Origin of the sequence: Pseudonocardia sp. SID8383, assembly GCF_009864975.1 — a bacterium.
Taxonomy (GTDB): Bacteria; Actinomycetota; Actinomycetes; order Mycobacteriales; family Pseudonocardiaceae; genus Pseudonocardia; species Pseudonocardia alni.
This window is the reverse complement of record NZ_WWFY01000298.1, coordinates 54,839-79,965: the sequence shown is the minus strand read 5'-3', so window position 1 is coordinate 79,965 and position 25,127 is coordinate 54,839. Positions and strand designations below refer to the sequence as shown.

The window sequence follows — 25,127 nt, the reverse complement described above, 5'->3', positions numbered from 1 at the left end:
ATATCTCCGGTGGCCGCAGTGCGATCAGACGCCGAAGCGGTCCTGCATCCGCGTCGCGTACCCGGCGAGGTTGGACTTCGAACGGGCGTAGTCGCGACCGGCCCAGTCCCACGGCACGTCCGCGATGTGGCGGTAGGTCGAGTAGACCGTCGCGTCGTAGGACGTCGGCTCCGAACCGAGCAGGAAGGGCTTGTCGGCGAGGAAGTCGGACAGCGCGTCGATGTCGGCCTTGAAGTTCGTCAGCACGTCGTCGTCGGCACGCAGACCCATGCCGTGTCCGGACGCGGCACCCCAGATCTTCTGGCGGTAGGCGCCCATCGCCTCGACGAGCTCGGGCGCCGGCTCCTCGCCGGGTGCCACGAACGACGGCAGGTAGACGGAGAAGACCTCGTCGTTGCGCCACCGGGCGTAGATGACGCCCGACCAGTACAGGTTCTCCTCGACCAGTCGCTGGAACGCCAGGCCCACCGCGTGGTCACTCGCACTCAGGTGCGAGTCCAGCTTGTCGCCGAACCGCTTCTTGAGGTGGTGGACGATCGTCGTCGAGTCGTTGACCTGGCTGCCCTCATCGACGATGTAGGGGAGCTTCGCCGTCGGCGACTTGCTCGCGAGGCTGTCCAGCGGCTGGATCTTGTACTCGAACGGGATGTCCGCCATCGTCGCGTAGTTGACGACCTTGGTGACGAACGGGCTGATGTCAGGCAGTCCCCAGGAGGGGACGAACCCATAGATCTCGATCATTCCAGACTCCTTTGGCTCGGATGTCGATGAAGGGGGGGGAGGTGACGGGGACCCGTCGATCACCAGGGGAGGATCTCCCCGTTGGCGTGCTGGAACTTGCCGGCGGTCTCGACCGTGAGTGCGTCGAGCACGTCGACGAGCTGCTGGGCGGCCTTGTCCGGCGGGGAGTACGCGGAGGCGTACTTGGACATCAGCTCGGGATCGACGACGTCCAGCAGGTTGGTGAGCACCATGCCCGGGTGCAGGGCCTGTACCGCGATACCGCGCTGCTTCAGGTCATGGTGCAGGTTGAGGGTGACCATGTTCGCGGCAGCCTTGGAGATGCGGTAGGCGTAGTCCCCGCCGCTGCCGTTCTCCTCGAGAGACCCGATACGGCTGGTCAGGACGCCCACCTTGGCGCCGTCGTCGATCAGGCCGCGGAGTTCCCGGACCACGCGGAGGGGGCCCAGCGTATTGATCTCGAACTGCTTCCGGACGTCGTCGTAGTCGACCGTCTCGAGGGTGTCGAGATGCATGATCCCGGCGACGTTCACCAGCCACTCGAGGCGCCTGCCCTGCTGCTCCAGGCGCTTCGCGAGACCACTGACCGCCTCGTCGCTGGTGACGTCGACACCCTGCTCCACGGCGATGCCGAGGCCGGCCAGATCGGCTCCGTCACCGAAGCAGGCGGCGACGACGTCGTCGCCACGGTCGTGCAGAAGGCGCGACATCGCATTGGCGATACCCCGGTCCGCTCCGATGATCAGCTTGGTCGCCATGTCAGGCTCCTCGTGTCTGGACGACGTCGGCGTCGTCCGGGTCGGGGGTCGGCTCGCCGTGCTCGGCGCCCACGACGCCGGCTTCGACGAGCTGCTCGATCTCGTCAGCGCTCAGCCCGAGCTGGCCGAGCACCTCCCGGCTGTGTTCGCCGAGCCGGGGTGCACCACGCGGGGATTCGGTGGCCGTGCCCTCGAAGCGCGCCGCGACCCGCGCCTGACGGATCGGCCCGGCGACCGGGTGCTCGGTTTCGATGATGCTCCCGGAGGCAACCACCTGCGGGTTCTCCAGAAGCTCAAACCGCCGCAGAGCAGGTGCGCACGGAACGTCGTGCCGCTCGAGGATCTCGATCCACTCGGATCCGGGCTTCTGCAGCAGGACCTTCTGGATCTCGGAGAGCCGCTCGTCGACGTTCTCCTCACGCTTGGACGGAGTGTCGAAGCGTTCGTCCACGAGCAGGTCCTCGCGGTCGGCAGCCCGGCAGAAGGCTTCCCACTCCCGGTTGCTCATCGTCGACACCGTGATGTAGCCGTCGGCGGTCTCGTAGATGAGGTCGATGAAGCTGGCGGCCTTCTCGGGAGCGACGGGCTGGTTCACGAACGTGTAGGCGTTCATGTCGCTCGCCCAGAGGAAGGCCATGACCGTGTCGAGCATCGACAACCGGATGTGCTGCCCCTTGCCGGTGCGCCCGCGGGCGACCAGCGCCGCGCAGATCGCCTGCGCTCCGGTGACGGCGGTCAGCTTGTCGGGGAGGACGGTCCGGATCAGTCTCGGCCGTTCCTGGTCCGACCCGGCCTGGATCGTGGTGAGACCGGACAGCGCCTGAACGATCGGGTCATACACCCGCTTCTTCGCGTACGGGCCGTGCTCTCCGAAACCACTGATCGACAGGTACACGAGACCGGGGTTGACCTCGGCCAGGTCGTCGTACCCGATCCCGAGCCGTTCCACGACACCGGGCCGGAAGTTCTGAACGAGAACGTCAGCCTCGGCAACCAGCTGCTTCAGGACTCGGATGCCCTCGGCATCCTTCAGGTTCAGCGTCAGCGATCGCTTAGAGCGATTGACGTTGACGAACATCGAGGCCAGACCCTCGACCTGATTGCGCAGTGCCCGGACGTGATCGCCGGTGCCGGGGGCTTCGACCTTGATGACGTCGGCCCCCTGGTCGCCCAGGATGTCCGCGGCCCACGGGCCGGACAGCATCGCTGACAGATCGACGACCCGGATCCCGTCGAGAGGACCACTCATCGCTCACCTCGTCGTTGTGTGATGGGGTTCGGGGCGGAACCGTAGTAGCAAACTTCTTAGCAGTCAATTACTTCTCACGAAGAAGCTCCGCTGCTACCTTCTAGTCGTTCACCGTCGAACGCCATCGAGGTGGTAGACCCGTGCCCTCCCCCAGTCGCACCCTCACCCGTGCACTCGCCGCGTCACTGACCGAGGCGACTACACGGGGAGACGGCCGAGAGCTGATCGGCATCGAACGCGAGTGGCCGCTACGCCCGGTGTCGTACCCGGCGGACCGGGCGGACCTTCATACGCTCCAGCGCATCTGCGACGCCCCGCTCCCTGCGGCGGGTCGCCCGACGATCGAGCCGGGCGGCCAGATCGAGCTCTCCACCCAGCCGGCGACGTCGGTCGACCGAGCGTTGGACGCCCTTCACCTCGACACCGCGGAGCTTGGTGGCCGACTCCGTCGCAGCGGCCTGACCGTGCACGATGTCGCGGTCGACGTCTCGCGCCACCCCCGCCGCATCCTGACAGCCGGGCGATACGCAGCGATGGAAGAGTACTTCGCCGCTCGTGGCGAGGCAGGGACCTGGATGATGTGCAACACGGCATCGACCCAGCTCAACATCAGCCACCACCCGGACCGCCCCGCCGATCGCTGGCGCCTGGCCCACCAGCTCGGCCCGGTTCTCGTCGCGGCGTTCGCCAACTCGCCCGGAGTCGACTCCGACGGGACGCGCTGGGAGTCGCTCCGCCAGGCGATCTGGTGGTCGATCGCCCCGACACGCACCCGGCCGCCGTGCACGGTCCGGCCGGCGGCGGACGCCTGGCTCGAGTACGCGTTGACCGCGGACGTCATGCTGGTGCGCGGCGACGGCGACACGGCGCACTCCCAGCTCCCGGGCTTCAGCTTCGAGCAGTGGATGGACTACGGCCACGAGACGGGATGGCCCACAGCGGACGACTTCACCTATCACCTCACGACGCTCTTCCCCCCGATCCGCGCCCGGGGATGGCTCGAGCTCCGAATGATCGACGCGCTCCCCTCGGCGCTGCTCGAAGTGGCGACCGTGGTGACTGCGACCGCACTGACCGTCGACGCCGTCATGGACTCGCTGCTCGCAGGCCTCCCCCGCACCGAGCACCTGTGGCTCGACGCAGCCCGTTCAGGTCTCGCCCACCCGACTCTCCGACAGGCGGCGACCCTCCTGTTCGCCGAGGTCGAGGGGCATCTCTCCGCTACGACCACCGTCCCGGAGCGACGGGCCGCTGTACGACGCTTCGCCGATCGGTTCGTCGCCGCCGGGGCCTCCCCGGCGCAGAGCGTCGCGTCCGACGCCCTGCGGACAGGGTTCGCGCCGCGTCTCCACCCCTTCGACCTTCCCGTGCAGACACTTCAGTCCGCCTGAGGACCTGTCCGACCTTCGCGAGGTGTCCGATGCTGCACGCCCGCCACACCCCCGCACACCGACGACCACGACGGGGCCGTGGGAACACCCATGGCGTGAGCTATCCGCTCCGTGTCCCCCCGCCCATGGAGACGCGCCTCAGGCTCTACTCCGGCGTCGCACTCCTGTGGCTCCTGGTCGGCGTCGCGATCGGCGCGGGAGTGCTCCACGTGATCACCCCTTGAGTGAATCTCTCAGTAGTAAGTTTTTGACCACTAGTTAACCGACTGCTATCGTGATTCACGTCGCATTGCCAGGACACGACGACGTGCCTCCTCGCCACGGTGCAGCCGCACCTCGGTCGCCGGTCGCGTCGTCGCCATCTCTCCGAGGAGCTGGTCGACCCGACAACTCGACGACACGATCCCGAACGGCAGCCCTGCACCCCACAGCGCAGACCACCGTTCCCCCGACCGGCCGGAGGCGCTGCCGCCGACGCCTCCGGCCGGCCAACTCCGGCACTCCCCTCGGGCTGTACGCCGCGAGATCAGTGAGTCCCGCCGCGCGAAGGAGAAGCGACCGATGAACGCTGTCGCTGTCGACGATGCCCCGATCGTCTCGACCGATCCCGACCACGAGCCGTCGGCCACGCAGCTGACGCCGTGGGAGCTGCGCACCATCGAGCGTGTCCACGAAGCCATCCACCTCCGGTTCCCAGGCGTGCTCGGCTGCTGCTACGCGTCGATCGGTTGTCCTCCCGCACGACTGTGCGCGCTGCACGACCAGGAGCTTCCGGCGATCTTCGGACGGCTGAGCACGTCCAGTCATCACGGCGGTTTCAGCGTCGAGGCACACGCCGACTCGTCCGGGACCACTCACTTCGTCGCCACGGCTGTGATCTCGCGCGGCACGCGCACGATGGGCAGGGTCCAGTTCGTCGCGAGCTGTGCTCCGGACGTGGCGGCGTTGTCCCGCATCGTCGCGGTGGCAGTGCAGGAGGCCGCACTCGACGTCGACGCGGAGTCGAGCGACACCTCGGCCACCGTCGACACCGGGCTACGGCTCGATCCGGCAGCGCAGGAGACGCTCATCGAGCTCTTCGACGCCGGATCGGGTGGCCAGCCCACGGTGGGCTGTCTGCTCCAGCGCGTGGCCCGAGCGCTTGGCAGCGCGGTCGCCGTACAGACCACCAGGGGTGTGGTCATCGCAGCTGCCGGACAGGCGGACCACGTCGCCCTGAACATGGCGAGCCACCGCGACAGCGACGCCGTCGCCCGAGCGGCCCGGTCGAACACGCCGGTGTTCACGGCAGGACGATCTGCCGGTCTCGCGCGGGCGGTGACCAGGGTCGGCGTCGGCGGTGGACAACCGCACCTTCTGGTCGCCGAGGTCGATCGGCGAAGCGCATGGAGCATCGCCGTTCTCCGTCAGGCGGCGGGCATCCTGTCCTGGCTCCTCAGGATGGAGCAGGACGCCACCGACGACATCGCGCTCCGGCGCTCCGCCATCGTCGCCGACCTGATGCGCGCCGACGACCTCTCCAGCATTCCCGCTCGTGCTGCCGTCCTCGGACACGACATCAACGCGCCGCACCGGGCACTCGCATTCACGGCCGCACGAGGCTCGTCCGATCCGGACCTCCGCCGAGCGGAGCAGATCCTCACGGAGCGGTTCCGCGGGGGGCGCAACGGCGCCGGCTCGGACCCTCTTGTCACGACGATGGGGCGCCACGTCATCGCACTGATCCCCGATGCGGGAAGTCGCGACTCAGAGACGGACGCGCGACTCTGCCTCACCTCCCTGCGGCGGGAGGGGCTGCAGCTCGTCTGCGGAATCGGCCCCTGCGGTTCCGGACCGGAAGAACTCGCCGAGGGGCAGCACCAGGCGGTCCGGGCGGCCGACATCCTCCGGGACCACGATCGCCGCGATGCGGTCACCTTCTATGAGGACCTCGGCCTGCTCGGGTTCCTCTACTCCGACTGCGACCGCAAGCGCCTCGACAGCTTCGTCTCGCGCTGGCTGGGACCGCTGTACGAGCACGACGGCAACGCGCACTCCGAGTTCTTCCGCACCGCGGAAGCCGTCCTCGGACACTCGACACTCAACGCCGCGGCGAACGCCCTGTTCATCCACATCTCGACGCTGAAGTACCGGTGCAAGCGCATCGAGGAGGTGCTCGGCGTCGATCTCCGGGACCCCGAGGTCACGTTCAACCTGCGGCTGGCCATGAAGCTGAACTCGATCCAGCAGAAGCTGGGCTCACGTCGAGCCTGATCGGCCCGACCGGGCGCGGTCCGATCCGGCCGGCCGGGGCCGTCCTCAGTCGTCGTGCTCGGGCTCGAGAGACATCAGGAGCTTGCGCAGCAGCGACCGCAGCATCTCCTGCTCGTGTGGCTCCAATGCCGCTGCGAGCGCGTGGTGGTCCTGGGCGGTCAGCTCGGCCAGCACGGCATCGACGAGCTCGACCCCCTCGTCGGTGAGCTGGACGTCGACCCGGCGCCGGTCGTCGGGGTCGACACTGCGCATCACCAGCCCGGCGCGTTCCAGCTTGTCCAGGCGCTGGGAGACCCCACCCGAGGTGATGAGCGCGGAGCGCGTCAGCTGCCCGGCGCTCTGCCGGTAGGGACGACCGGAACGCCGGAGCATCGCGAGGACGTCCATCGAGCCGCGATCGGTCGACATCGCCGTGAGCAGCTGCTTGCGTTTGTCGTCGAGATGCCGGCCGATCCGCCAGATCCGCGTCACGATGCCGAACGAGCTGACGTCGATGTCCGGCCGCTCATGGCGCCAGTTCTGCTCGACGAGGTCGACCCGGTCGTACTCGACCTCCTCGCCACCGTCGACGACCTGTAACTCCACCCTCGGATGCGGGAACCGTTCGCCTTGCCCCGTACCCGGTCCTGACGGATCCGCTGTGACCGACGGCTCCGGACCGGACAAGCCGCTCCCGATCGAACTTCGGGACATGGGGATCCTCTCGCTAGATGATCGAGACCGGCGATCCGTGACAGGACGCGCCAAGAGCCGGGCGGGCAGCCGCTCCCTCTGGCTGCCCACCCGGCTCCATGGAGCACTCGGCTCCCGAGGGCCGGCCGGCGTGTCCGCCGGCCGACAAGGATGGATCAGGCTCCGGCGCCGACGAGCTCCGTGGCCGAGCGGTCCTTCGTCAGCCACGCACCGATCCGGTCCGGGTGCGCGAAGACGTCCCACTGCCGCTCGGGGAAGTTGAAGTTGTCGGTGAACTCGTCGGCCAGACGACGATCACCGGCCAGCGCACCGATGAACGCCTGGAACTCCGGCGGCAGGGTGTCGAGGGCACCCAGCATGAAGTTCGTCCACCGGGTCGCGGCGAGGACGCGGTCACGGCGGCGCGCGTCGACGACCTCGACGAAGCGGGCGTCGAAGACGTCCTGCGCGACGATCTCCTCACCGAGCACCCACGCGGCGTGCGACGCCATGTTGCCACCCTGGCCCAGGACCGGGTCGACCGTCGCGTTGACGTCGCCGAGCGCCAGAGCGGTCGTCCCGCCGGGCAGCACGGTCGAGGTCTTCCGGACGATCGGAACGACGCCGCCCTGCAGGAGGTCGAGCGGGCTGTTGGCGACGTCGAACTCCTTCTCGTCGACGCGCTCGTAGGTCATCGGGTAGTGCGTGCGGAGCTTCTCCAGCATCAGCTTCTTGAACGCCGCCGGGTCGTCCTCGTACTTGGTGTGACGGAGGATCTCGAGGTCACCACCGATGTGGTTCTCCCACACCAGGGCGGACGCCATCCCACCGAAGGTCAGGTACGGGATCTCGATCATCTCGCCGTGCCCCGGGGACGCGCCCCACACAACGGAGCGCTGGTCGAGCTGGTCGATGCCCTTGAAGACACCGACGCAGAGAGCCCGCTGCGGGGTCTCGTGCGGCGAGTGCTCCGGGTCGCGCGGGAACAGCTTGCCGAAGGTGCCCTTACCGGTGCACACCACGAGAAGATCGTGCTGCGCCTCCAGGGTCGCCACGTCCTCCTCGCCGAGGGTGCGGTACTCGATCTTCCCGCCACGGGAGGTGAAGTCCTCCATCAGCTGCGGGTGGTAGATCCGGTAGTCGATGCCGCGGCTCGGGGCGTGGTAGTCGCCGTAGAACCGGAGCGGGTTCGGGCCACCGAGGAAGTAGTGGTGCCCGAAGTAGCCGACCTCGTTCACGTCCCAGTGGTCGATCCCGAGCGCGCGCTCCCGCTCGACCGTCACCGCGTGGTGCGCGACGGTGTTCGGGAGGCGACCGGCCGCGTACTCCTCGGGACGGCGGTCGGTGTAGATCGTGACCTCGATGTCGTGCTGGCGCAGGAACAGGCCCAGCTGCAGACCCGCCGTTCCGGCGCCGATGATGCCGATCCGCTTGCTCATTCTGACTCTCCAGTGGTCGGGCGACGTCGACGTCGCTCTCGGGAGACTTTCCGTGGACAGGTAATGCGGGACCCGGCGCTCCGGGCCCGCGGGCCGGCTCGGGCACTGTCCGGCCCGAGCGTGGGCTCGGGCGGGTGGAGAACGGTGCATCTGCCGGATTAGAATAGCTCTAAGTTACTTACTCGTCAACTGCTCAGTCGTTAACCGACATGGTCGGCGCCGAGCCTCGTTTTCAGCTCAGATCGCGATTGCGACCGCCACCACGACGAACACGGCCGCGACCACCAGGCAGGTCGCCCCGCCCCGGCGGAGGACCCGGATCCGCTGGTCCCGCTGCTCGCCGGACATCTGTGAGGGCACGAGGTCCTGGACGTTCCCGCGGGCCCACAACCCCAGGGCCGCCAGTGCGACCGCCATGGCGAGCAGGATCCCGGCGGTGGCGAGGCCCTCGGAGGTCATCGGGGAGGCTCCGGAGCCAACGGCTGCTGCGCGGGTTCCCCCGGTGTTGCAGCTCCGGGAGCTGCGGGCTCGGCCCCCTCCGCTTCCGGTGCAGGAGCGGGAGCCGGCTCAGCGACACCGGGCGGGGCGTCAGGATCGGCCGGCCGGTACTCGTCGGCGTACTCGACATCGGCGTTCGCGATACGGGTGGCGATCCAGTCCCGCCACGCCGTGGTCGACTTCTCCAGCTCGAGCTTCGCCTTGAGGGCGTCCTTGATGCCCTCGAACGTCGCCGGTACCGGTGCAGTGGTCTGCCCGACCTGACCCACGTTCCATCCGTGCTGGGTCTGGACCGGACCGAATACCGATCCGGGACCGGCGGCGAACGCGGCCTTACCGTAGGCGGGTTCGAGCTGCGTGGCAGCGACCTGACCGAGGTCCCCGCCCTTGTCACGGGTCGACTGGTCCTGGCTCACCGCCCGGGCCACCTCCGCGAACGGCTCGCCGCCACGGATCCGGGTTGCTGCCTGTTCGGCGGCCGCCTGGTCCGCGACGACGATGTTGGAGAGCTGCCGCTTCTCGGGCGTGCCGAGCTGGTCGTGCCGCTCGTCGAACGCCTGCTGCACCTCGTCGTCGGTAACCGTGATCGGGCCGGTGACCTTGTCCATGAGCTGCGAGACGGTCATCTGGCGCTTGACCTCGTCGAGTACCGCCTGCTCCGAAGTTCCCGAGTTGCCGAGGGCCTCGACGAACTGCTGACGGGCCTGCGGTCCCTCACCGAGCTGCTGAGCGACAAACCGGGACAGGGAGTCGTTCGCGGCCTTGTCCGCGACGACGACCCCCTCCTCCACGGCTGCGTCGTCCAGGACGATCGCCACCGCGTAGGACTTGGCGGCGTCACGCCGGAACGCATCGAGCTCGGCCGGCTCGGTCGGCGGGTTGACGCCGTAGAGGGCGCGCAGCGTGTCCACCTGGCGGTCGAGTTCGTCGGTCGTGACGACCCGGCCCGCGAGGCGGAAGGCGGCGTCGTCCGGCAGCGCCTCGATACGCCACCAGGTGACGCCTCCGACCGCCAGGGCGAGCACGACCACCAGGCCGGCCGAGATCAGGACCTTCGTCCGTCGTCCACTGGCGACGAACCCGTCCCTGGCTTTGCCGGGCAGCCGGGTCAGCGCGCCGAGCGCTTCACCCAGCCGCTCCTTCGGCAGGCTGAACTTCATGCCGAAACTCCCGTCAACTCGTGGGATCGCGGGTCGTGCTCCCGAGAGGTGACCGACGGCCGGGTCGCGGGCCCGGGCGGCCATGCCCAGACCACGAGCCGCGCGGTCCCCAGGGCGAGGAGCACCGACACCGCGAGCAACAGTCCGAACTCGCGGATCGCCTGCAGGCCGGAGACCGCGAGAACGAGGTATCCGACGCCCGACGTGGCCGCCGCGAGGGCGACCGAGCGCCGAAGCCGGATCCGGCCGCTGCGAGCGGCCTCGGAGATCATCACGCTGAACTCACAGCCGACCGCCGCGGTCAGCGCGCCGAGCGCGACCGTGACCGGGTTCAGCGCGATGCCGAACAGCCACATGAGCGACAGCCCGAGACCGGTCGCGATCGCCGCTGCGAGCACGGCGCGAACGGCATCCATCCGCCGGCGGCCGAGGCCGATGAGGAGGACCGCGCCGGCCGCGAGCACGCCCACACCGTTCGCGAGGTAGCGCTCGCCATTGATCAGGTCGTAGCCGTGTGCAGCCAGCATCGGCAGCCCTGTCACCTCGACCTCGTAGCCCGGCGGGGGCGCCGGCAGGTCGCCGAGGACGGTGTCGCGGAGCTCCGTGAGCTCGACGACGTCCTGCTGGGTGCTGCCGAACGCCAGGCTCGCGACGTCATGGTCCGGACCGACGACCGCGCCCAGCAGGTACGGCGGTAGCAGCCGGAGCGCCGCGGAGATCTGTTCCGGGGTCGGCTCGTTCCCCAGGAAGCGCATCATCTGCGGCACCGAGGTCACCGGTCGCAACACGTCGCCGTGTCCGCTCACGATGGTCTGCTCTGCGGTGCTCATCCACGCCAATGCCTCGGGCGAGGTGACGTCCGGCCCGCGCAGCACCACGTCCACCTCGCCGGAGGTGCCCAGCGAACGCTGGAGGTGCTCGACGTCGTCGCCGGCGGTCAGGCCCTGGGTGAAGCTGGTGAAGTCGGCGGTCAGCGGGATGGACGGCAAGGACACCCACCCGGCGACAGCGACCAGACCTGCCACGACCACCGCCGCGATCCGTGTGAGGATCGGCCGTCCCGAGACCGCGCTGTCGACGGAGTGGGAGGTGGGAGAGGCCGGCTCGGGCCGTATCTCCGGCGTCTCGGGGGTCTCGTCCGCCGACGGGTCCGCCGCGCGCCACTTCCTCGTCATCACCGCTGCGATGCCGCAGGAGGCCAGAACCCCCAGCGCAAGAGACAGGCCGAGGTCGCGGACGAACGGCATCGGCGACAAGGCGAGTGCGCCGAAGCTGACGGCGGTGGCGACGGCGACGGTCACCACCACCCGGCGCTCGGCGCGTTGCGCCCAGTAGATCGGGTAGTAGCTCCCGACACCGAGCAGGACGGGCAGGAAGGCCACCACCCCCAGGGAGAGGGGACGACCCACCCATCCGTATGCGGCCATCGTCGCCGCCGTCGCCAGCAACGTGACCGCCAGCGGCATGAGCCGCCGTCGGCGGCCCGACGCCCACGGTGTGGCGAGAAGGCAGATGGCGACGCCGATGATCGCCAGCCCACCCAGCAGCGGGATCTCCTGCCTGACCTGGTGGCCGAGCCCGGCGACGACGGCGGGAACACCCGACACCGTCGTCCGGGTCGTCTTCAGCCCTGCTCCGGCGACCGCTTCGCGGACGCGGTCGACCAGCACCTCGGTGCTTCCCTGATCGAGCTCCTGGCGAGGGCGGACGAGCAGCGCGACCGACCGGTCGGACGGAGCGACGAAACGCCACTGCGGCCGCGGCCTGCCCTGGTCGTCGTAGATCGCGTTCTCGACGAACGCCTGGTTGCGGATCGTCGGCAGGCCGGAAGGAAGCCCACGCGCGAGCAGCGTCCCGTAACGGCGGTCGAACTCCGCGCTGGCACGGTCCGCTTCTCTCGCGGCCTCCTCCGGGGAGGCACCGCTCGCCGCGGCCTGTGCCTCGGCGGTTCCGCGCACGCCGTCCCGCCGGCCGACGAGCTCGGCGAGCAGGTCCTGTGCCCGGCCGGCGACCTGGTTCAGGACGGTCGCCGGTCCGTACACCGCCGACACGTCCGGCAACCTCGCCAGCTCTCCCTCGAGGCGGAGCAGGGACTGGAGCTGTTCCTCCGCGAGCAGCGACTTCGGTTCCGCGGATTCCAGGAGGACGACCGTGGCATCCGAACCGAACGTCCCTGCGTAGTCGTGCAGTGCATCGACCGCGGGGTCGTTCGCCGGCAGGAACGAGTCCACACCCGTGGCGACCTCGACCCGCACCAGCCCTCCGACGAGGAGGACGAGGGCCACGACCACACCCACGACCGCGCCGAGCCGGCGCCGGAGCGGCGCACCGGGGGCGGCCGGGTCGCGGCTGCCCTCCCGTTCGGTGGGACGGAAGCGGCTCGTCGCCGCCGCCGCCCTGGTCATTCCGTTCCGGCCCAGGGCCGCCGCCGCCGCGAACGGTCGGCGGACGGCCCGGGCGAGGGCGTGGTCGCGGCGGGTCATCGCGGCGGGTCCTGCTGGATCCGCGGGTACTCACCCGTGAACGGTCCCGGGTTGGCGGATCCACCCGCCTCCGGGTAGGCGTTCGACTTCGCCAGCAGGGGCGACTGGTTGAAGTCGACCGGGACACCCTTGACGGTCTGCTCGTTGTAGACCATGAAGATCCGCAGGGTCTTCCCGTTGATGTCACCCCGGTTCAGGGCCTGGCCGAAGTTCGTGAAGAAGGCGGCCACATCACGGTCGTAGGGCTGCAGGTAGGCGAGCATCGGGTTGACGTCCGACATCGCCACGTTCAGCGTTCCGACCAGCGAGCTCGCGTCGTCCGCGACCGCCGGGACCCGGGTCAGGGTGTCGGGGGCACGGTCGACCACTCCCTGGAGGGACGGCAGCATTCCACGCAGGTCCGTGGACGTACCCGGGAGCTGGGTGAGCGCCGCCGAGAGGTCGGGTGCGGCCGTGTCGAGATCCCGCGCGACCGGGGCGAGCGCACCGGACAGCGTGGTCAGGTCGTCGCTCGCCCCTCGCACGGAGTCCAGCAGCGGGGGAAGCGTCTGCATGGTCTCGGTCAGCTTCTTGTCGTTCTCCGCCGTGGCGGAGAAGACCGCCTGGGAGTCGCTGACCAGCTGGGCGATCTGCCCGTCCCTGGTGTCGAGCGCGGCCAGCAGGGTCGCTGTCTGCCCCGTCAGGGTCTTCAGGTCCTCGGACTGGGCGGCGAGCGCATCCGTGACCGTGCCGCCCTCCCGGCCGACCTCGCCGAGTCCGGCGACCGCATCGGTCAGTGCCGCAGCACTGTCGTTCGTGGCCAGACCGGACGACCGAACGATCTGGCCGATCGAGTCACGCGTCGGCTGATCGAGAGACCGGTAGACGTCGTCGAGCTCGACACCCGGCTTGCCGGTACCCGGAGGGAGCTTCGTCCCGTCCTGGATCTCGCCGCCCTTGCCGTCGGTGAAGTCGAGGTACGATTCCTGGATCAGGGTCTTGTTCCGGATCTCCGCACTGACACCTTCGTGCAGCGGGAAGTTGTCGTGCATCTCGACCTCAACCGACGCCGTGTCTCCGACGGCCTCGATGTCGACGATCTTGCCGACGTTGACGCCGGCGACCATGACGTCGGAGTCGTAGACCAGGTTCGACACGGCCGGCACCTCGAGACTCACCCGGTAGCCGACCTGGGACACCAGCGGGATGCGCCCGCCCGAGTTCACCCAGAGGTAGCCGAAGAGTGCAGCGCAGGCGGCAGCGAAACCGGCCAGGACCAGTAGCCGCGCGTGCGGCAGTACGGTGGTTGGAACACGCATGTCGTCCGCCTAGTTCTCGGATCCGAGGGGCAGTTCGGGCAGGAGCGGCCGGGGATCGGCCCCCGGCGGGACGCCGGCGCCGGACGGATCCTGGAAGAGCTGCGGGTGGCTCTGGGTCAGCCCGAGCAGACCCGTCACCGACTCGGGGGCGTACTGCTGCATCCCGCGCAGGATCCCGCCGTTGGCGTCCTTCAGGCTGTACACCGAGTTCGTGTTGAACACGAAGGCCTGCAGGTCGTCGAGATACGGGAGAGAGTTCCCTGTCAGCTCGTCGAGCCGGCCGGAGGCGGACTTGAAGTTCGGCAGCGATGCGTTCAGATCGCTGACGAGCGGCCGGAGGTCGGCGACGACCGGTCGTGCCTCGGCCAGGACCGGGGCAGCCTTGTCGACGACCTCGCCCGCGGTGTCCACGGTGGTGGTCATGCGGTCCAGCGCCCCAGGGAGCGTGGCGCTGGCCTCGCGCAGGTTGTCCAGCGTCGGGTCGAGCTGGTCGGACAGGCCCTGGACGCCCCCGGTCGCTTCACGGAGGCGATCGGTGACCTGAGGCAGCTCGCGGAGGATGGCGTCGACGGCCTCGCTGTTGTCGCCGGTGGTCTGCAGCGTCTTCTGCATCGACGTCGCCAGATCCGCCAACCGCTTGTCGTTCTTGCCGACGGTCTCGGAGATCGTCCCGAGCGACGTCACCAGCCGCGCGATCAGGTCCCGGCGGGTCTGGAGCGCCTCGGCCAGCGGCTGCATCCGCTGCAGCATGGCGTCGGTCGCGCGGACTCCCGGGGGAAGCGCCTCCGGGAAGCTCGCCATCGCCGCGTCGGACTGGGCGAGCAGGGTGCCGAGCGCGTCCTGTGTGTTCGCGTCGAGGTTGCCGAAGACCTCGTCCACCTGGACCGGTGCCACCGAGGCGGTGGCGGGGAGGGTGTCGCCCTCCTGCAGCTCACGCGCCTGCGGCGTACCCGGGGAGAACTCGATGTACATCTCGTTCAGCGGGCTCTTCGGGCGGAGGACCAGTTTCGCGTCCTCGTAGACCTTGTAGTTCGGGTCGATGGTGATCGCGAGCTCGGACTGGCCCCGCTCGTTCACGTCGGCGTCCCGGATCTCGCCGACCTTGACGCCGGCGATGCGGACTTCCTGCCCGTTACCGGGGCTCACGGCAGGGGCCGTGTCGAAGGTCGCCGTGAAACCGAACTCCTGCTCCCACGGCCAGTTGGCACGGGCCTGGCTGAAGATGTAGCCGCCGACCACGACGGCGAGGCCGACGAGTCCGGCCACGACAAGGATGTTGCGAATCAGGCCGGGCTCGTTGCGCGCCTGTTCGTAGGTGCGCTTGATCGCATTCGCACGCGGACTCATCAGTTCCCCCCGGTGCCCGGGCCGTCCGGGTTCTCGAGATTGGCGAGGTTCTTCCAGAGCGACTCGATGTTGATCGGCACGCCCTCGACCGAGCCCGCCCCGAACCCGGGCTGGAAGCCCACGTTTGCGCCGTTCGCGTCCGTCAGCTTCGACGCACGGTCGATGTTGGAGACCATGTAGCCGAGCTCCTCGTAGAAGGGGGTCTCCCCGTCACCGGTGCCGGCGTAGGTCCCCGCGCCGAGGTACGGGTTCATCACCGTGTCGAGCACCGGGCCGTTGAGCCGGTCCAGGACCGGGCCCTTCAGGTCGTCGAGCACCGCCGTGCCGGTCTGGCTGGCCGGGACCAGGTCGTCGACGATCGGGCGGGTGTCGCTCAGGACACCGCGGAGGTCACGCACGACAGGAAGCGCACGGGACAGGACCGGAGTGGCACGGTCGACCAGGGGACCGAGCTCCTCCACGATCGGTTCGGCCGGGCCCGCGGTCTCGCGCAGCTTGACCAGCGTCGTGTCCAGGCGCCGGAGACCGGCGTCGGCGGTGTCGAGGGTCTCCGGCAGGTCAGCGACGAGGTCTGCCGTGTCCTGGCTTCGTGCACCGAACACCCGGCTGGTGGTCGCCAGGTTCGCGACGATGCTGTCGAGCTGCCCGTCCTGCGCGGTCAGCGTCCGGGACGTGGCGTCCAGCCCGGCGACGACCTTGGTCAGGTCGTCCGCCCGCGTCCCCGACAGGCCCCGCAGCACCTCCGAACTAGGCGCCAGTGCCGCTGGCGCCGTGCGGGCGATGTCCTGGATCGCGCTGCGGCCGTCGCCGGCCAGCGTGGCGTCCAGCTGCCGCGAGGCGCTGCGGGCCCCGGTGATCGCGTCGGGCTGGAGCACCGAGGCGATCTGGTCCAGCTCGACCGGGACCGAGGTGCGCTCCGGCGGGATGACCTCGCTGTACTCCTGGTCGTCGTGCGCCCCACCGGGGATCAGCTCGAGGTAGTAGTTGCCCCCGAGCAGGATCGTCGGCCGGATCGCGGCGCCCGGTTCGGAGCCGATCTTCTCGGCGGTGCCGTTGTCCAGCTTCACCGTGACCATGGCAGTTCCGTTGTCGAGACGCTCGACGTCGGAAACCTTCCCGACCTTCACGCCACCGACCTTGACCGGCGTGACGTACTCGCGGAGGCGGTAGTCCTGCGCGAAATTGATCTTCACCTCGTCACCCGGGACGAGCGTCGTCAGCAGCATGTCCTTCTGGAACATGACGTATCCGACGAGCGAGGTCAGCACGATCGCGACCACGCCGATGGCGAACGGAGACTTCAGCCACCCGAAGGCACGCTTCCTGGGCTTCTCCGCTGCTTCCGCCGGGGGTTCATGCGACAGCACGTTCATCACTCACCTCCGGTCGTCGGCAGGGGCAGCGAGCCCGTGCTGTCCTGCCCGGCTGCGCCGGGGGCGGGGTAGGGGTTGCGGGCGACGAACGGGTCCTTGATGCCGAGCTGACCGTCGACCGACTGGGTGTGGAGCATCAGCGTCACCCGCAGGTGACGGTTGTTCGGGTCACCCTTGCCCGCCTGCCCGTTGGAGAGGGCATCCGCGAAGTTCTCGAAGAACAGCATGACCTCGGGGGCGTACGGCGAGAGGGTCGTGAGCACCGGGTTCGTGTCGGAGAGTGCGGCGGCCGCCCGTGGGGCGAAGGGCCGCGCGTCGGTCATCGTCTCCGTCAGCTCGCCCAGAGCCGGCTGCGCCTGCTCGGACACGTTCGGAACGCCGTCCAGCGGCGGGACCGCCTCGCGGAGCACGCCACGAAGGTCGGGGGTCGCGTCTCCCAGACCACGGGCACCGGGCTGGAGCTGAGCCGTTGCGCTGTCCAGGTCGGACAGCGGCGGCTGCAGCGCCGTCATCGCCTCGCGAGCCGCCGACAGCGTGTCCGGAGCCTTGTCGAGCGTGTCCCGCAGCGGCACCGACCGGTCCGCGGCGATCGCGTTCAGCGTGGTCCCGAGATCACCGGTCAGGGCGGCGATCTGGTCCTGCCTGCCGGCGAACCGGCCGGACAGCGAGTTCGCGGCCTGCAGGAGCTCGCTGAGGTCCTGGCCGTTGTCCTCGGTCAGCGAGCGGGACACCGTACCGAGGTCCGGCAGGATCTGCGGCGCGTTGCGGACGACGTCCTGGATGTCCTGGCCGTGTCCGCCGATGCCCTGCCCGGTCTGGGTGAGCGTGCTGGTCAGCGAGGCGCGGGTCGGGTCGTCGAACACCCCGAGCAGGTCCGAGAGGTTCTCCGACTTGACGGTCTGCTCCTTCGGGAGCATCGAGCTCTCGGGGAGCTCGCCGGCGTCCGGGGTGCCCGGGTCGATGTTCACGATCTTCTGGCCGAGGCCGGATCGGCTGTCGATCGACGCCGTGGCGTTCTTGTAGAGGTCGCGGTCGCCGTCGAGCGACAGGGTCGCGACGGCGGTGCCGTCCTTGATCTCGACCTTGTCGACCCGGCCGGCTCGGACCCGGGCGATACGGACGTCGTCACCCGCCCGCAGGCCACCGGTGTCCTCGAACGCGGCGGTGAACGTCGTCAGCTGAGCGCCGGGAAGCCCCTTGTGGGCGTTCACACCGACGTAGACCGCTGCGACGAAGCAGACGAGGGCGACGGTCCCGATCAGAAGGGAACGTCCCTTCGTGGACTTGGGGCTGGCCATCAGCTGCCTCCGAGCAGGTAGTCGAGAGCACCGGACTCCTGCTCCTCCGCGAGGCCGGTCGCACCGCCGTCGGGCGAGGGGCCGGGCTCGAGGAGCCCCGGGAGCGGCGCACCGTCGGGCGACACACCCGGAATCTGCGGGACCGGAGCTTGCTCGGGCGCGGGGAGGGCGGCGTCGGGCGGTGGGTTGCCGTCGAGCAGCGGTGCCGCCGGAGGCAGGGCGTGCGTGATCTGGTCGGTGTTGACCGTGACCATCGCGCGGAAGTAGTGCGAGAGACCGTCGTACCCGTTGGTGGTCAGTGCCCAGCCCTGGATGAAGTTCCAGAAGCCCGGGAGGCGGTTGGTGAACTCGTTCGCCAGCGGGTCGAGCCCCGCCGCGGTACCGCGCAGGTCCGCACCTGCCGGCTTGAGGTCGGCGACCACCGGCCGCGCCTCGACGAGCAGCTCGTGGGCCCGGTCGAGTACCGGCTTCGAGCTGGCCAGGGCCGGATCCGCCGAGTCGGCGAAGCGCTGGAGCTCTTCACTGATCGCGACGAGGTTGTCCGTGGTCGGCCGCATGGACTGCAGCGTCGGCGTCGCGCTGCGGGTGACACCGGCGAGGTCTTCGAGCGCCCCGCGGGTCTGGGCGAGGGTGTCCGGTGCACGCAGCAGCGTCTGGTTCAGCGCCTGCTGCCGGTCGGCGGTCGTACCGAGCAGCTGGTTCGCGGAGTTCACGAGTCCGTCGAGCCGCTTGCCGTCGTCGGCAGCCAGGGCGCCGGCGACCGGCTCGGTGTTGTCGATGAGCTGCTGCAGCGTCGCGCTCTGCTCATCGAGGACGCGCACCAGGTTCTCGGTGTCGACCATCGCCGGGGCGAGGGCCTTCACCGCCGCGTCGGCATTCGGGCCGTTGTCCCGCATGCCGTCGCCGAGAGTGGTCACCAGCCCGGCGAGCGCCTTGCCGGTCGGGTCGTCGATCGCGTTCAGCAGCTGGTCGAGGTCGGACGGCCGCCCGGTCTGCTCGACCGGGAGCGGCTCGTTCGGCCCCAGGAGTGGCGACTCCGGGCTGCCACGGTCGTACTCGATGAACCGCTCACCGAGGAGGCTGACCGGCTTGATCGTCATCCGCGCGTCGCGATGCACCGGCATCGCCTCGGGGTCGAGAGAGACGGTCACGGCGGACTGGTCGCCGACCACCCGCATCGACTCGACCTTGCCGACCGGCACGCCGTCCATCAGGACGTCGTTGCCCTCCAGGATCGGGCTGGCGTCGGCGAACATCGCGGTCACGCGCTGCGGCTCGTCGTCGAGGAAAGCGCTGGGCGTCGCTGCGGCGCTGACGACCGCAGCTGCGGCGACGGCGAGCACGGCGACCCTCGCGACAGTGGTCGCGGTGCGTCGAGATGACGTGGTCATCGCGCACCTCCGCCGTACGCGTCGGTCCACGGCTGGCCCTCGATGGCGCCGGGAACCGGGTGCGGGTCCTTCTCGATCCCGGGGGGCATGACGCCCGGGTTCACGTTCAGGGAGCTCGCCCCCTCGTTGATGGTCGAGCGCATGTAGTGGCCGTTCGCGTCGTAGTTGGCTGTTGCGGACCCCCAGTTCGACATCCACCCGAGGAGCTCCGGGGTGTACGGGCGCAGGTAGGTCAGAGCAGGTGTGACGTCCCGGACCAGCGAGTCGACCCCGGGGACCGTGGCGTGCGCGCTGTCGAGCAGCGCGGGCGTGTGGTTCAGGAGCGTCGAAGCCGAGTCGAGCGTCGGCCGCAGCTCACCGACCGTGGGGCGGAGCTCCTGCAGCACCGGGCTCAGGTTGCGGGAGAACTCCGGCAGCTTCGCGGCCACCGGCTGGAGCTTCTCGAGCAGGGGCAGGGTCTTGTCGACCGTCTCGGGGACCTGGTCGAGGGTGGTCTTCGCCGTGTTCAGGGTCCCGGGGAGCTTCTTCAGCGCCGCGTCGAGCTGCTGGCGCTGCTGAGCGGTGGCCGCGGCGCTGGTGCTGAGGTCACTGACGATCGAGCGGATGTCGCCGTCCCGCTTGACCAGGGTGTCGACCACGGTCGAGGTGTGCCCGATCAGCTCCTTGATCGCCGGGCCGTCGTTGCCGAGCCCGCGCAGGACGTCACCGAGTGCACCGAGCGCAGGACCGGCTGACCGGATGGTCGCGTTGACATCCTGCTCGCTCCCGGTGAGTGTCTGGTCGAGGCCCTGCAGCGTGCCGGCCAGCCGCGTGCGGGTCTCCGGGTCCAGCGCGGAGAGCACGCGGTCGACCTCGATCGGCTCCGGCATGGCGCCGGAGATTCGGCCGCCGTCCGGGATCTCGGGCGCGGTCGCCGGCCCGTCCTTGACGACGACCTGCCGCTCGCCGAGCACGGCCCGCCAGGCGACGCTGACCTCCGCGCCGTCGTGCAGCGGCGCGAAGTCCTTCTCGAGGTTCATCTCGAGGACGGCCTTGCCGTCCTCCGATCGGACCTTGTCGACCTGGCCTGCCTCGAAGCCGTTGACCAGGACCTTGCCGCCCTCGATGACGTTCGGCGCGGTGGGGAGCACGACGCTGACCCGGTACGGGATGCTGTCGATCAGGGCCCAGCCTCCGGTCGCAAGCACCATCAGGCACACCATCGGGACGGCCCACAGTCCGAGGAACTTGTTCTTCATCGCCGTCAGTCCATTCCAAGCGGCCCGGCGGACTCGCCGCTCAGGAACTGGCGGACGAAGGGATCCTGCGACGCGAAGGCCGCATCGGCCTCGCCGTAGTGCACGACCTTCCCCTTCCAGATCAGCCCGACGTAGTCGCTGACCTTGCGGGCTGTCCGGATATCGTGGGTGACCAACATGTAGGTCCCCTTGTGCTCCGCGTGCATCTGCAGGATGAGGTCGTTCAGCAGGCTTGTCCGCACGGGGTCGAGACCGGAGTCGGGCTCGTCGAACATGACGATGTCGGGATTCAGCACGAGCGCGCGGGCGAACCCCGCGCGCTTGCGCATGCCACCGGAGACCTCGTTCGGACGCTTCTTGATGGCGCGCTCGAGGCCGACCTCCTGGAGCCGCTCCATCACGATCTCCTTCACCTCCTTCTCAGAGAGGTTGCTGTGCTTCCTCAGTGGAAAGGCAGTGTTGTCGAAGATGTTCATGGATCCGAAGAGGGCGCCGTCCTGGAAGAGGACGCCGAACCGCTTCCGCAGCTCGTACCGCTCGGCCTCGCTGATCTTCCAGATGTCCTGCCCGAAGATCAGGACGTCACCGGCATCGGGAGCGAGCAGGCCCACGAGGTGCTTGATCAGAACACTCTTACCGGTACCGGACGGCCCGAGAATCGTCGTGATCGCGTTGTCGGCGAAGTCCAGGTTCATGCCCTGGAGGATGTGGCTGCTGCCGAAGGACTTGTAGACACCACGGACCTGCATCGAGTGCGACTGGTTCGTACCGGGTGCCGCACCTTTCTGCCGCCCGGCGGCGGGGGCCTGCTGCCCCTGACCGTGGGGGGCGCCGACGCCGGCCGGGATGGGGATGGGACGCGTCATGTCCATGTCGTCGTCGTATCGCATGAGTGGGGAGCTCCTAGATGAATTCGGGAATCGCTAGTTGGCAATGGGGGCATTCGGGGCGAGCCCCCAGAACAGCTGAGTCCCGAGCGTGCTGATGATGTGCACGAGCACCATGTTCACCATCATCGATTTGGCTGTCGCCTGACCGACGCCGACAGGACCGCCCGAAGCGTTGTATCCGTAATAGCACCCGACGAAGATCACGCACGTGCCCATCGCGATGACCTTCAACGTGGCGTAGATGATGTCGAGCGGGTTCTGGTAGAGCCAGAAGATGTAGAGGTAACCACCGGACGAGACCTCGCCGAGCTGCATCACCACGACGAGGTACATGGCGATGTAGCTCATTCCGAGCCCGACGATGAAGAGGAAGGGCATGGCCAGCCAGGCCGCCAGGATCCGGGTGCCGACCAGGTAGCTGAGAGACTTGACCCCCATGACCTCCATGGCGTCGATCTCGTCGGCGATCCGCATGGACCCGATCTCCGCGACGAGGCCGCATCCGACCTTGGCAGCGAAGATGTACGCCCACATGTACGGCGACATCTCCCGCAGGCCGCAGTAGTCGGTGAAGATCGCCGAGTACAGCGGCGCACCGACCTGCTTCAGGGTGTAGCTGGCCTCGGTCGCGCACATCGTCCCGACCATGAACTGCATGAACCAGACGATGAGCCCGCTCGACAGGATCAACACACCTGCCTGGTGGAACACCTCACCGACGTAGTGCCGGAGATCGGGGAAGTTCCTGATCGTCCGGGTCGAGAACTTCGCGATCAGCCCGAAGGTCGACACGCTCTCGCGGAACTTGTCGACCGCGACCCGCGGGGACACCTCGACGGAGTCACGGCTGTCCGGCTCGTCATCGGCCGGCTTCTTGGAAACGTCGACGCTCATGAGCTCCGCCTCTTTACTTGAAGACCTGCATCTCGGGGTTCAGCCCGAGAAGCAGCGCCGTGTAGACGTAGTTGAAGACCCAGATGCAGGCGAACGCGGTCACGACGGACACGTTCACCGCCTTGCCCACGCCGGCGGGACCGCCCTTCGCGCGCAGACCCATGAAGCTGCAGACGATTCCGATGATCAGACCGAAGAAGACGGACTTGAGGACGCTGCCCCAGATGTCGGGCGTGGTCGCGTTGGCGAAGAAGTTGCTCACGTACGCGGCCGGGTTCGCCCCGAGATACACCGAGGCGATGAAGCCGCCGATCACGCCGCAGAGCAGCGCCAGGATGTCGAGCAGCGCCGTCATGACGGTCACCGCGATGACACGCGGGATGATGAGTGTCCGGATCGGATCGACGCCGAGGACCTCCATCGCATCGATCTCTTCACGGATGCGCCGGGCCCCGAGGTCGGCGGTCATGGCCGTCCCCATCACGCCGGCCACGATCATGGCGTTGATCCAGGGCGCGAACTCACGGACCGATGCCATGAGGAAGAAGGACCCGAGCCGGTCGGGGATGCCGAACAGCAGGTAGATGTTGCCGCCCTGCAGACCGGGGGCACCGAATCCGAATGCCACGCAGGACACGACCACCGGGATCCAGCAGAGCCGGAGCGTGTCGTACATCTGGTCCCGCGTGTCAGCCCAGTAGCCGACGGGCTTGCTGATCGCACTCCAGAGCACGTGGCCCATGTAGGTGATGATCTCGCCAGCCGTGACCAGCGGCTTCGTGATGCCGTCCAGGTACTTGCCGCCGAGCCCGGGCTTCCTCCCGACCGCGGTGCTGGGCGTTCCTTCGGTGGTCGTCGTCATGAGTTGCTCCCCGTCGTCGACGTTTTCCGAGCGACGACGCCCGAGATGGCGCCGACGAGTACGGCGGACACAGCGAGACCGATCAGGTCCGTCCACCGGACCGGGACGATCGGGAAGAGGAGCAGCAGCGGGAGCCCGAGGGCCTGCGTGACCAGCGCGGCGGCCGCACCTGCCCGGTGTGCCGGGCCCACGGGTCGCGCACGCAGGCCGGCGAGGGCGAAGGCTCCGACGGAGACGGCCCACGGCCACGCGGAGGCGATGGCCGGGACGAACATCCCGACGACCGGCGTGGCCAGCATCCCGAGGACGAAGACGGTGAAGCCGGCCGAACCGGCCCGGAGGACAGACGGCGAGCCTGCACTCCCAGCGGCTACCTGGCCGGCCCCGCGCGGCGGTGGGGAGCTCCGCCGCGTGCTGACCGCACGTGTTGACATCACTGACACTCCAAGCTGACGGGCCCCCGCGGGGCACGGGTCACACGTCCGGAGCCCGGGCTCCGGACGCGGGGACACGGAGATCACGTCGGGGGCTGTGATCTCCACAGACGGCGGGGAAATCCGTCTGCATGTCCGCGTGCTGCTCGACGGTCTTGCTGGTCGAGCGTGTGGCTGTCGGGGGCCTGCCAGCGTCGGTGTCACGGCGGCGGGACCCGATCAGAACGCATCCGGGGTTCCCGGATGCAGGAAGAGTCCCAGCCGGGAGCGGCCGTGAGGTCCGCATCGGCAGACCAAACGGAGGCGGACATTCGTCCGGATGCGACGACGTCCTCGACGCACCGCGATCGTGTCCGCGGTCACCATCGCTCGACGGCGCGAACGGGCAACGCAATGGTCATGTACCCGGCTCAACCTGCACCGGAAGCCACCCGATCGAGCGACTTGCCCTCCGGCTCGCACCTGTTCCACTGACATGATGTGGAAGCAGCCGGAACAAGGCCGCTCCCGGACAACGGAGTCGCCCGGCCCTGCCGTGGAGTTCACGGACATCACGACGATGCTCGACGAGTCCCCCGTGCTCTACCGGCTGGGGCTCCGCCTCGAACCGGGGCAGGTCACCGTCGTGATGGGCCCGTCCGGAGCCGGCAAGACCACACTCGTACGGCACCTGGCCGGCCTGACGCAGCCGGGACGAGGAGCTGTCACCGTCGACGGCCGTGACGTCTGGACTGCGGACGAGGCCGGACTCCGGAGCATCCGGCAGGATTTGAGTGTGCTCTTCGGCGGGCCATCCGTGTTCGAGGCCGGGCTGTTCGGTTCGTTGAGTGTGTACGACAACATCGCGTTCGCACTGCAGAGCCGTGGAATGGACGACGATAGCGTCGGTCGCATCACCCGCTACCGGCTCCGCGAGATGCGCCTGCACGACCGGGCATCGGCGATGCCGTCCGAGCTCGCTGCGCACGGCCGCAAGAGACTCGCTATCGCCCGCACCCTGGCAGTCGAGGCCCCGCTTCTCGTGCTCGACGAGCTCGAGGTCGGACTGGACTCAGCTCACGCGTCTGCTGTCGTCGGCGCGGTGCGCGAGCAGCACGAGCGCATCGGCGCGACGGTCCTGATCACGACGCACGACATCGATCTGGCCCGCGAGCTGGGCGACACCGTCGCGATCCTCTGCAACGGACACATCGTCGCTTCCGGTACTCCCGCCGAGCTGCTGAACGGGATCACCGACTCCGAGACCTTCGAGCACCGGTTCCGGACGTCCGACTTCCTGGGGCCACCCGACACGGATTCGACGCTGGCCGAGCTGGAACGACGCGAGGGCGGCCGCATGATCCAGCTGGAGCCTCAGCAGGTGATCGTCGCGCTGCTCGCGATCGCCTTCGTCACCTCGTTCTGCGTCTTCCTGTTGATGACGAGATGACACGGGGCGCCGGCCGACGGGAGGGTGCA

At 68.9% G+C, this 25,127-nt stretch carries 21 protein-coding genes; 3 read left to right on the top strand and 18 right to left on the bottom strand.

What is annotated here, in order from left to right:
- Positions 1 to 24: 24 nt before the first annotated feature.
- The 3 genes from GTW08_RS07345 to GTW08_RS07335 are packed head-to-tail and all read right to left on the bottom strand — an operon-like array spanning position 25 to position 2,748.
- The gene (locus GTW08_RS07345; protein WP_161151640.1) at positions 25 to 741 is read right to left on the bottom strand and encodes a glutathione S-transferase family protein; all 717 of its coding nucleotides are present in this window, start codon (positions 739 to 741) and stop codon (positions 25 to 27) included.
- A gap of 59 nt (positions 742 to 800) precedes the next feature.
- On the bottom strand, positions 801 to 1,499 hold the full coding sequence (locus GTW08_RS07340; RefSeq protein ID WP_161151639.1) for an SDR family oxidoreductase: 699 nt from the start codon (positions 1,497 to 1,499) through the stop codon (positions 801 to 803).
- Position 1,500: 1 nt separating this feature from the next.
- The gene (locus GTW08_RS07335) at positions 1,501 to 2,748 is read right to left on the bottom strand and encodes a CaiB/BaiF CoA transferase family protein (protein ID WP_161151638.1); all 1,248 of its coding nucleotides are present in this window, start codon (positions 2,746 to 2,748) and stop codon (positions 1,501 to 1,503) included.
- Between the two features lie 140 nt (positions 2,749 to 2,888).
- Here GTW08_RS07335 and GTW08_RS07330 point away from each other — a divergent pair, with 140 nt between their 5' ends.
- Both GTW08_RS07330 and GTW08_RS07325 read left to right on the top strand, forming a co-directional pair.
- Positions 2,889 to 4,139: a glutamate-cysteine ligase family protein gene (locus GTW08_RS07330; protein ID WP_161151637.1), complete on the top strand. Its 1,251-nt coding sequence runs from the start codon at positions 2,889 to 2,891 to the stop codon at positions 4,137 to 4,139.
- 561 nt (positions 4,140 to 4,700) lie between these two features.
- Positions 4,701 to 6,392 (top strand): PucR family transcriptional regulator, encoded by a 1,692-nt coding sequence (locus GTW08_RS07325; RefSeq protein WP_161151636.1) that lies wholly within the window; start codon positions 4,701 to 4,703, stop codon positions 6,390 to 6,392.
- Positions 6,393 to 6,437: 45 nt separating this feature from the next.
- On the opposite strand, the gene GTW08_RS32910 is transcribed toward GTW08_RS07325, so the two are convergent.
- The 15 genes from GTW08_RS32910 to GTW08_RS07250 form a co-directional block, all read right to left on the bottom strand.
- Positions 6,438 to 6,977 (bottom strand): MarR family transcriptional regulator, encoded by a 540-nt coding sequence (locus GTW08_RS32910; RefSeq protein ID WP_202416596.1) that lies wholly within the window; start codon positions 6,975 to 6,977, stop codon positions 6,438 to 6,440.
- Positions 6,978 to 7,240: 263 nt separating this feature from the next.
- Complete coding sequence (gene styA / locus GTW08_RS07315; RefSeq protein ID WP_161151635.1) at positions 7,241 to 8,503, bottom strand: styrene monooxygenase subunit StyA; 1,263 nt, start codon at positions 8,501 to 8,503, stop codon at positions 7,241 to 7,243.
- Between the two features lie 237 nt (positions 8,504 to 8,740).
- A complete protein-coding gene (locus GTW08_RS07310; protein ID WP_161151634.1) occupies positions 8,741 to 8,962 on the bottom strand; it encodes a hypothetical protein in 222 nt (73 codons plus the stop codon).
- The gene (locus GTW08_RS07305; RefSeq protein ID WP_161151633.1) at positions 8,959 to 10,161 is read right to left on the bottom strand and encodes a peptidyl-prolyl cis-trans isomerase; all 1,203 of its coding nucleotides are present in this window, start codon (positions 10,159 to 10,161) and stop codon (positions 8,959 to 8,961) included. The genes GTW08_RS07310 and GTW08_RS07305 overlap by 4 nt, the downstream gene beginning before the upstream one ends.
- Positions 10,158 to 12,644 (bottom strand): RND transporter, encoded by a 2,487-nt coding sequence (locus GTW08_RS07300; RefSeq protein WP_202416587.1) that lies wholly within the window; start codon positions 12,642 to 12,644, stop codon positions 10,158 to 10,160. The genes GTW08_RS07305 and GTW08_RS07300 overlap by 4 nt, the downstream gene beginning before the upstream one ends.
- A complete protein-coding gene (locus GTW08_RS07295; protein WP_161151632.1) occupies positions 12,641 to 13,942 on the bottom strand; it encodes an MlaD family protein in 1,302 nt (433 codons plus the stop codon). The genes GTW08_RS07300 and GTW08_RS07295 overlap by 4 nt, the downstream gene beginning before the upstream one ends.
- Positions 13,943 to 13,951: 9 nt before the next feature.
- Positions 13,952 to 15,289 carry an MlaD family protein gene (locus GTW08_RS07290; protein ID WP_161151631.1) on the bottom strand — a complete coding sequence of 446 codons (1,338 nt, stop codon included), beginning with the start codon at positions 15,287 to 15,289 and terminating at the stop codon, positions 13,952 to 13,954.
- The gene (locus GTW08_RS32660; protein WP_161151630.1) at positions 15,289 to 16,662 is read right to left on the bottom strand and encodes an MlaD family protein; all 1,374 of its coding nucleotides are present in this window, start codon (positions 16,660 to 16,662) and stop codon (positions 15,289 to 15,291) included. Before GTW08_RS32660 ends, GTW08_RS07290 begins: the two co-directional genes overlap by 1 nt.
- Positions 16,662 to 17,960 carry an MlaD family protein gene (locus GTW08_RS07280; RefSeq protein ID WP_161151629.1) on the bottom strand — a complete coding sequence of 433 codons (1,299 nt, stop codon included), beginning with the start codon at positions 17,958 to 17,960 and terminating at the stop codon, positions 16,662 to 16,664. The genes GTW08_RS32660 and GTW08_RS07280 overlap by 1 nt, the downstream gene beginning before the upstream one ends.
- A complete protein-coding gene (locus GTW08_RS07275) occupies positions 17,960 to 19,351 on the bottom strand; it encodes an MlaD family protein (RefSeq protein WP_202416585.1) in 1,392 nt (463 codons plus the stop codon). The genes GTW08_RS07280 and GTW08_RS07275 overlap by 1 nt, the downstream gene beginning before the upstream one ends.
- Entirely contained in the window at positions 19,348 to 20,589 is a 1,242-nt protein-coding gene (locus GTW08_RS07270) for an MlaD family protein (RefSeq protein WP_161151628.1), read from the bottom strand. The genes GTW08_RS07275 and GTW08_RS07270 overlap by 4 nt, the downstream gene beginning before the upstream one ends.
- 5 nt (positions 20,590 to 20,594) lie before the next feature.
- Positions 20,595 to 21,479 carry an ABC transporter ATP-binding protein gene (locus GTW08_RS07265; RefSeq protein WP_237453614.1) on the bottom strand — a complete coding sequence of 295 codons (885 nt, stop codon included), beginning with the start codon at positions 21,477 to 21,479 and terminating at the stop codon, positions 20,595 to 20,597.
- A 33-nt stretch (positions 21,480 to 21,512) separates the two neighbouring features.
- Positions 21,513 to 22,373 carry an ABC transporter permease gene (locus GTW08_RS07260; protein ID WP_161151627.1) on the bottom strand — a complete coding sequence of 287 codons (861 nt, stop codon included), beginning with the start codon at positions 22,371 to 22,373 and terminating at the stop codon, positions 21,513 to 21,515.
- Between the two features lie 13 nt (positions 22,374 to 22,386).
- Positions 22,387 to 23,235 carry an MlaE family ABC transporter permease gene (locus tag GTW08_RS07255; protein WP_161151626.1) on the bottom strand — a complete coding sequence of 283 codons (849 nt, stop codon included), beginning with the start codon at positions 23,233 to 23,235 and terminating at the stop codon, positions 22,387 to 22,389.
- Complete coding sequence (locus GTW08_RS07250; protein ID WP_161151625.1) at positions 23,232 to 23,534, bottom strand: hypothetical protein; 303 nt, start codon at positions 23,532 to 23,534, stop codon at positions 23,232 to 23,234. Before GTW08_RS07250 ends, GTW08_RS07255 begins: the two co-directional genes overlap by 4 nt.
- A gap of 712 nt (positions 23,535 to 24,246) precedes the next feature.
- Here GTW08_RS07250 and GTW08_RS07245 point away from each other — a divergent pair.
- Positions 24,247 to 25,098: an ATP-binding cassette domain-containing protein gene (locus GTW08_RS07245; protein WP_161151624.1), complete on the top strand. Its 852-nt coding sequence runs from the start codon at positions 24,247 to 24,249 to the stop codon at positions 25,096 to 25,098.
- Positions 25,099 to 25,127: the final 29 nt, after the last annotated feature.

Bases quoted from the DNA above. Each gene is read 5' to 3' on its own strand.
- GTW08_RS07255 (WP_161151626.1), bottom strand. From the start codon at position 23,235: ATGACGACGACCACCGAAGGAACGCCCAGCACCGCGGTCGGGAGGAAG.
- GTW08_RS07305 (WP_161151633.1), bottom strand. From the start codon at position 10,161: ATGAAGTTCAGCCTGCCGAAGGAGCGGCTGGGTGAAGCGCTCGGCGCG.
- GTW08_RS07325 (WP_161151636.1), top strand. From the start codon at position 4,701: ATGAACGCTGTCGCTGTCGACGATGCCCCGATCGTCTCGACCGATCCC.
- GTW08_RS07340 (WP_161151639.1), bottom strand. From the start codon at position 1,499: ATGGCGACCAAGCTGATCATCGGAGCGGACCGGGGTATCGCCAATGCG.
- GTW08_RS07250 (WP_161151625.1), bottom strand. From the start codon at position 23,534: ATGCTGGCCACGCCGGTCGTCGGGATGTTCGTCCCGGCCATCGCCTCC.
- GTW08_RS32660 (WP_161151630.1), bottom strand. From the start codon at position 16,662: ATGAACGTGCTGTCGCATGAACCCCCGGCGGAAGCAGCGGAGAAGCCC.
- GTW08_RS07290 (WP_161151631.1), bottom strand. From the start codon at position 15,289: ATGAGTCCGCGTGCGAATGCGATCAAGCGCACCTACGAACAGGCGCGC.
- GTW08_RS07345 (WP_161151640.1), bottom strand. From the start codon at position 741: ATGATCGAGATCTATGGGTTCGTCCCCTCCTGGGGACTGCCTGACATC.
- GTW08_RS07335 (WP_161151638.1), bottom strand. From the start codon at position 2,748: ATGAGTGGTCCTCTCGACGGGATCCGGGTCGTCGATCTGTCAGCGATG.
- GTW08_RS07270 (WP_161151628.1), bottom strand. From the start codon at position 20,589: ATGAAGAACAAGTTCCTCGGACTGTGGGCCGTCCCGATGGTGTGCCTG.
- GTW08_RS07265 (WP_237453614.1), bottom strand. From the start codon at position 21,479: ATGCGATACGACGACGACATGGACATGACGCGTCCCATCCCCATCCCG.
- GTW08_RS07275 (WP_202416585.1), bottom strand. From the start codon at position 19,351: ATGACCACGTCATCTCGACGCACCGCGACCACTGTCGCGAGGGTCGCC.
- GTW08_RS07260 (WP_161151627.1), bottom strand. From the start codon at position 22,373: ATGAGCGTCGACGTTTCCAAGAAGCCGGCCGATGACGAGCCGGACAGC.
- GTW08_RS07310 (WP_161151634.1), bottom strand. From the start codon at position 8,962: ATGACCTCCGAGGGCCTCGCCACCGCCGGGATCCTGCTCGCCATGGCG.
- GTW08_RS07280 (WP_161151629.1), bottom strand. From the start codon at position 17,960: ATGGCCAGCCCCAAGTCCACGAAGGGACGTTCCCTTCTGATCGGGACC.
- GTW08_RS07300 (WP_202416587.1), bottom strand. From the start codon at position 12,644: ATGACCCGCCGCGACCACGCCCTCGCCCGGGCCGTCCGCCGACCGTTC.
- styA (WP_161151635.1), bottom strand. From the start codon at position 8,503: ATGAGCAAGCGGATCGGCATCATCGGCGCCGGAACGGCGGGTCTGCAG.
- GTW08_RS07295 (WP_161151632.1), bottom strand. From the start codon at position 13,942: ATGCGTGTTCCAACCACCGTACTGCCGCACGCGCGGCTACTGGTCCTG.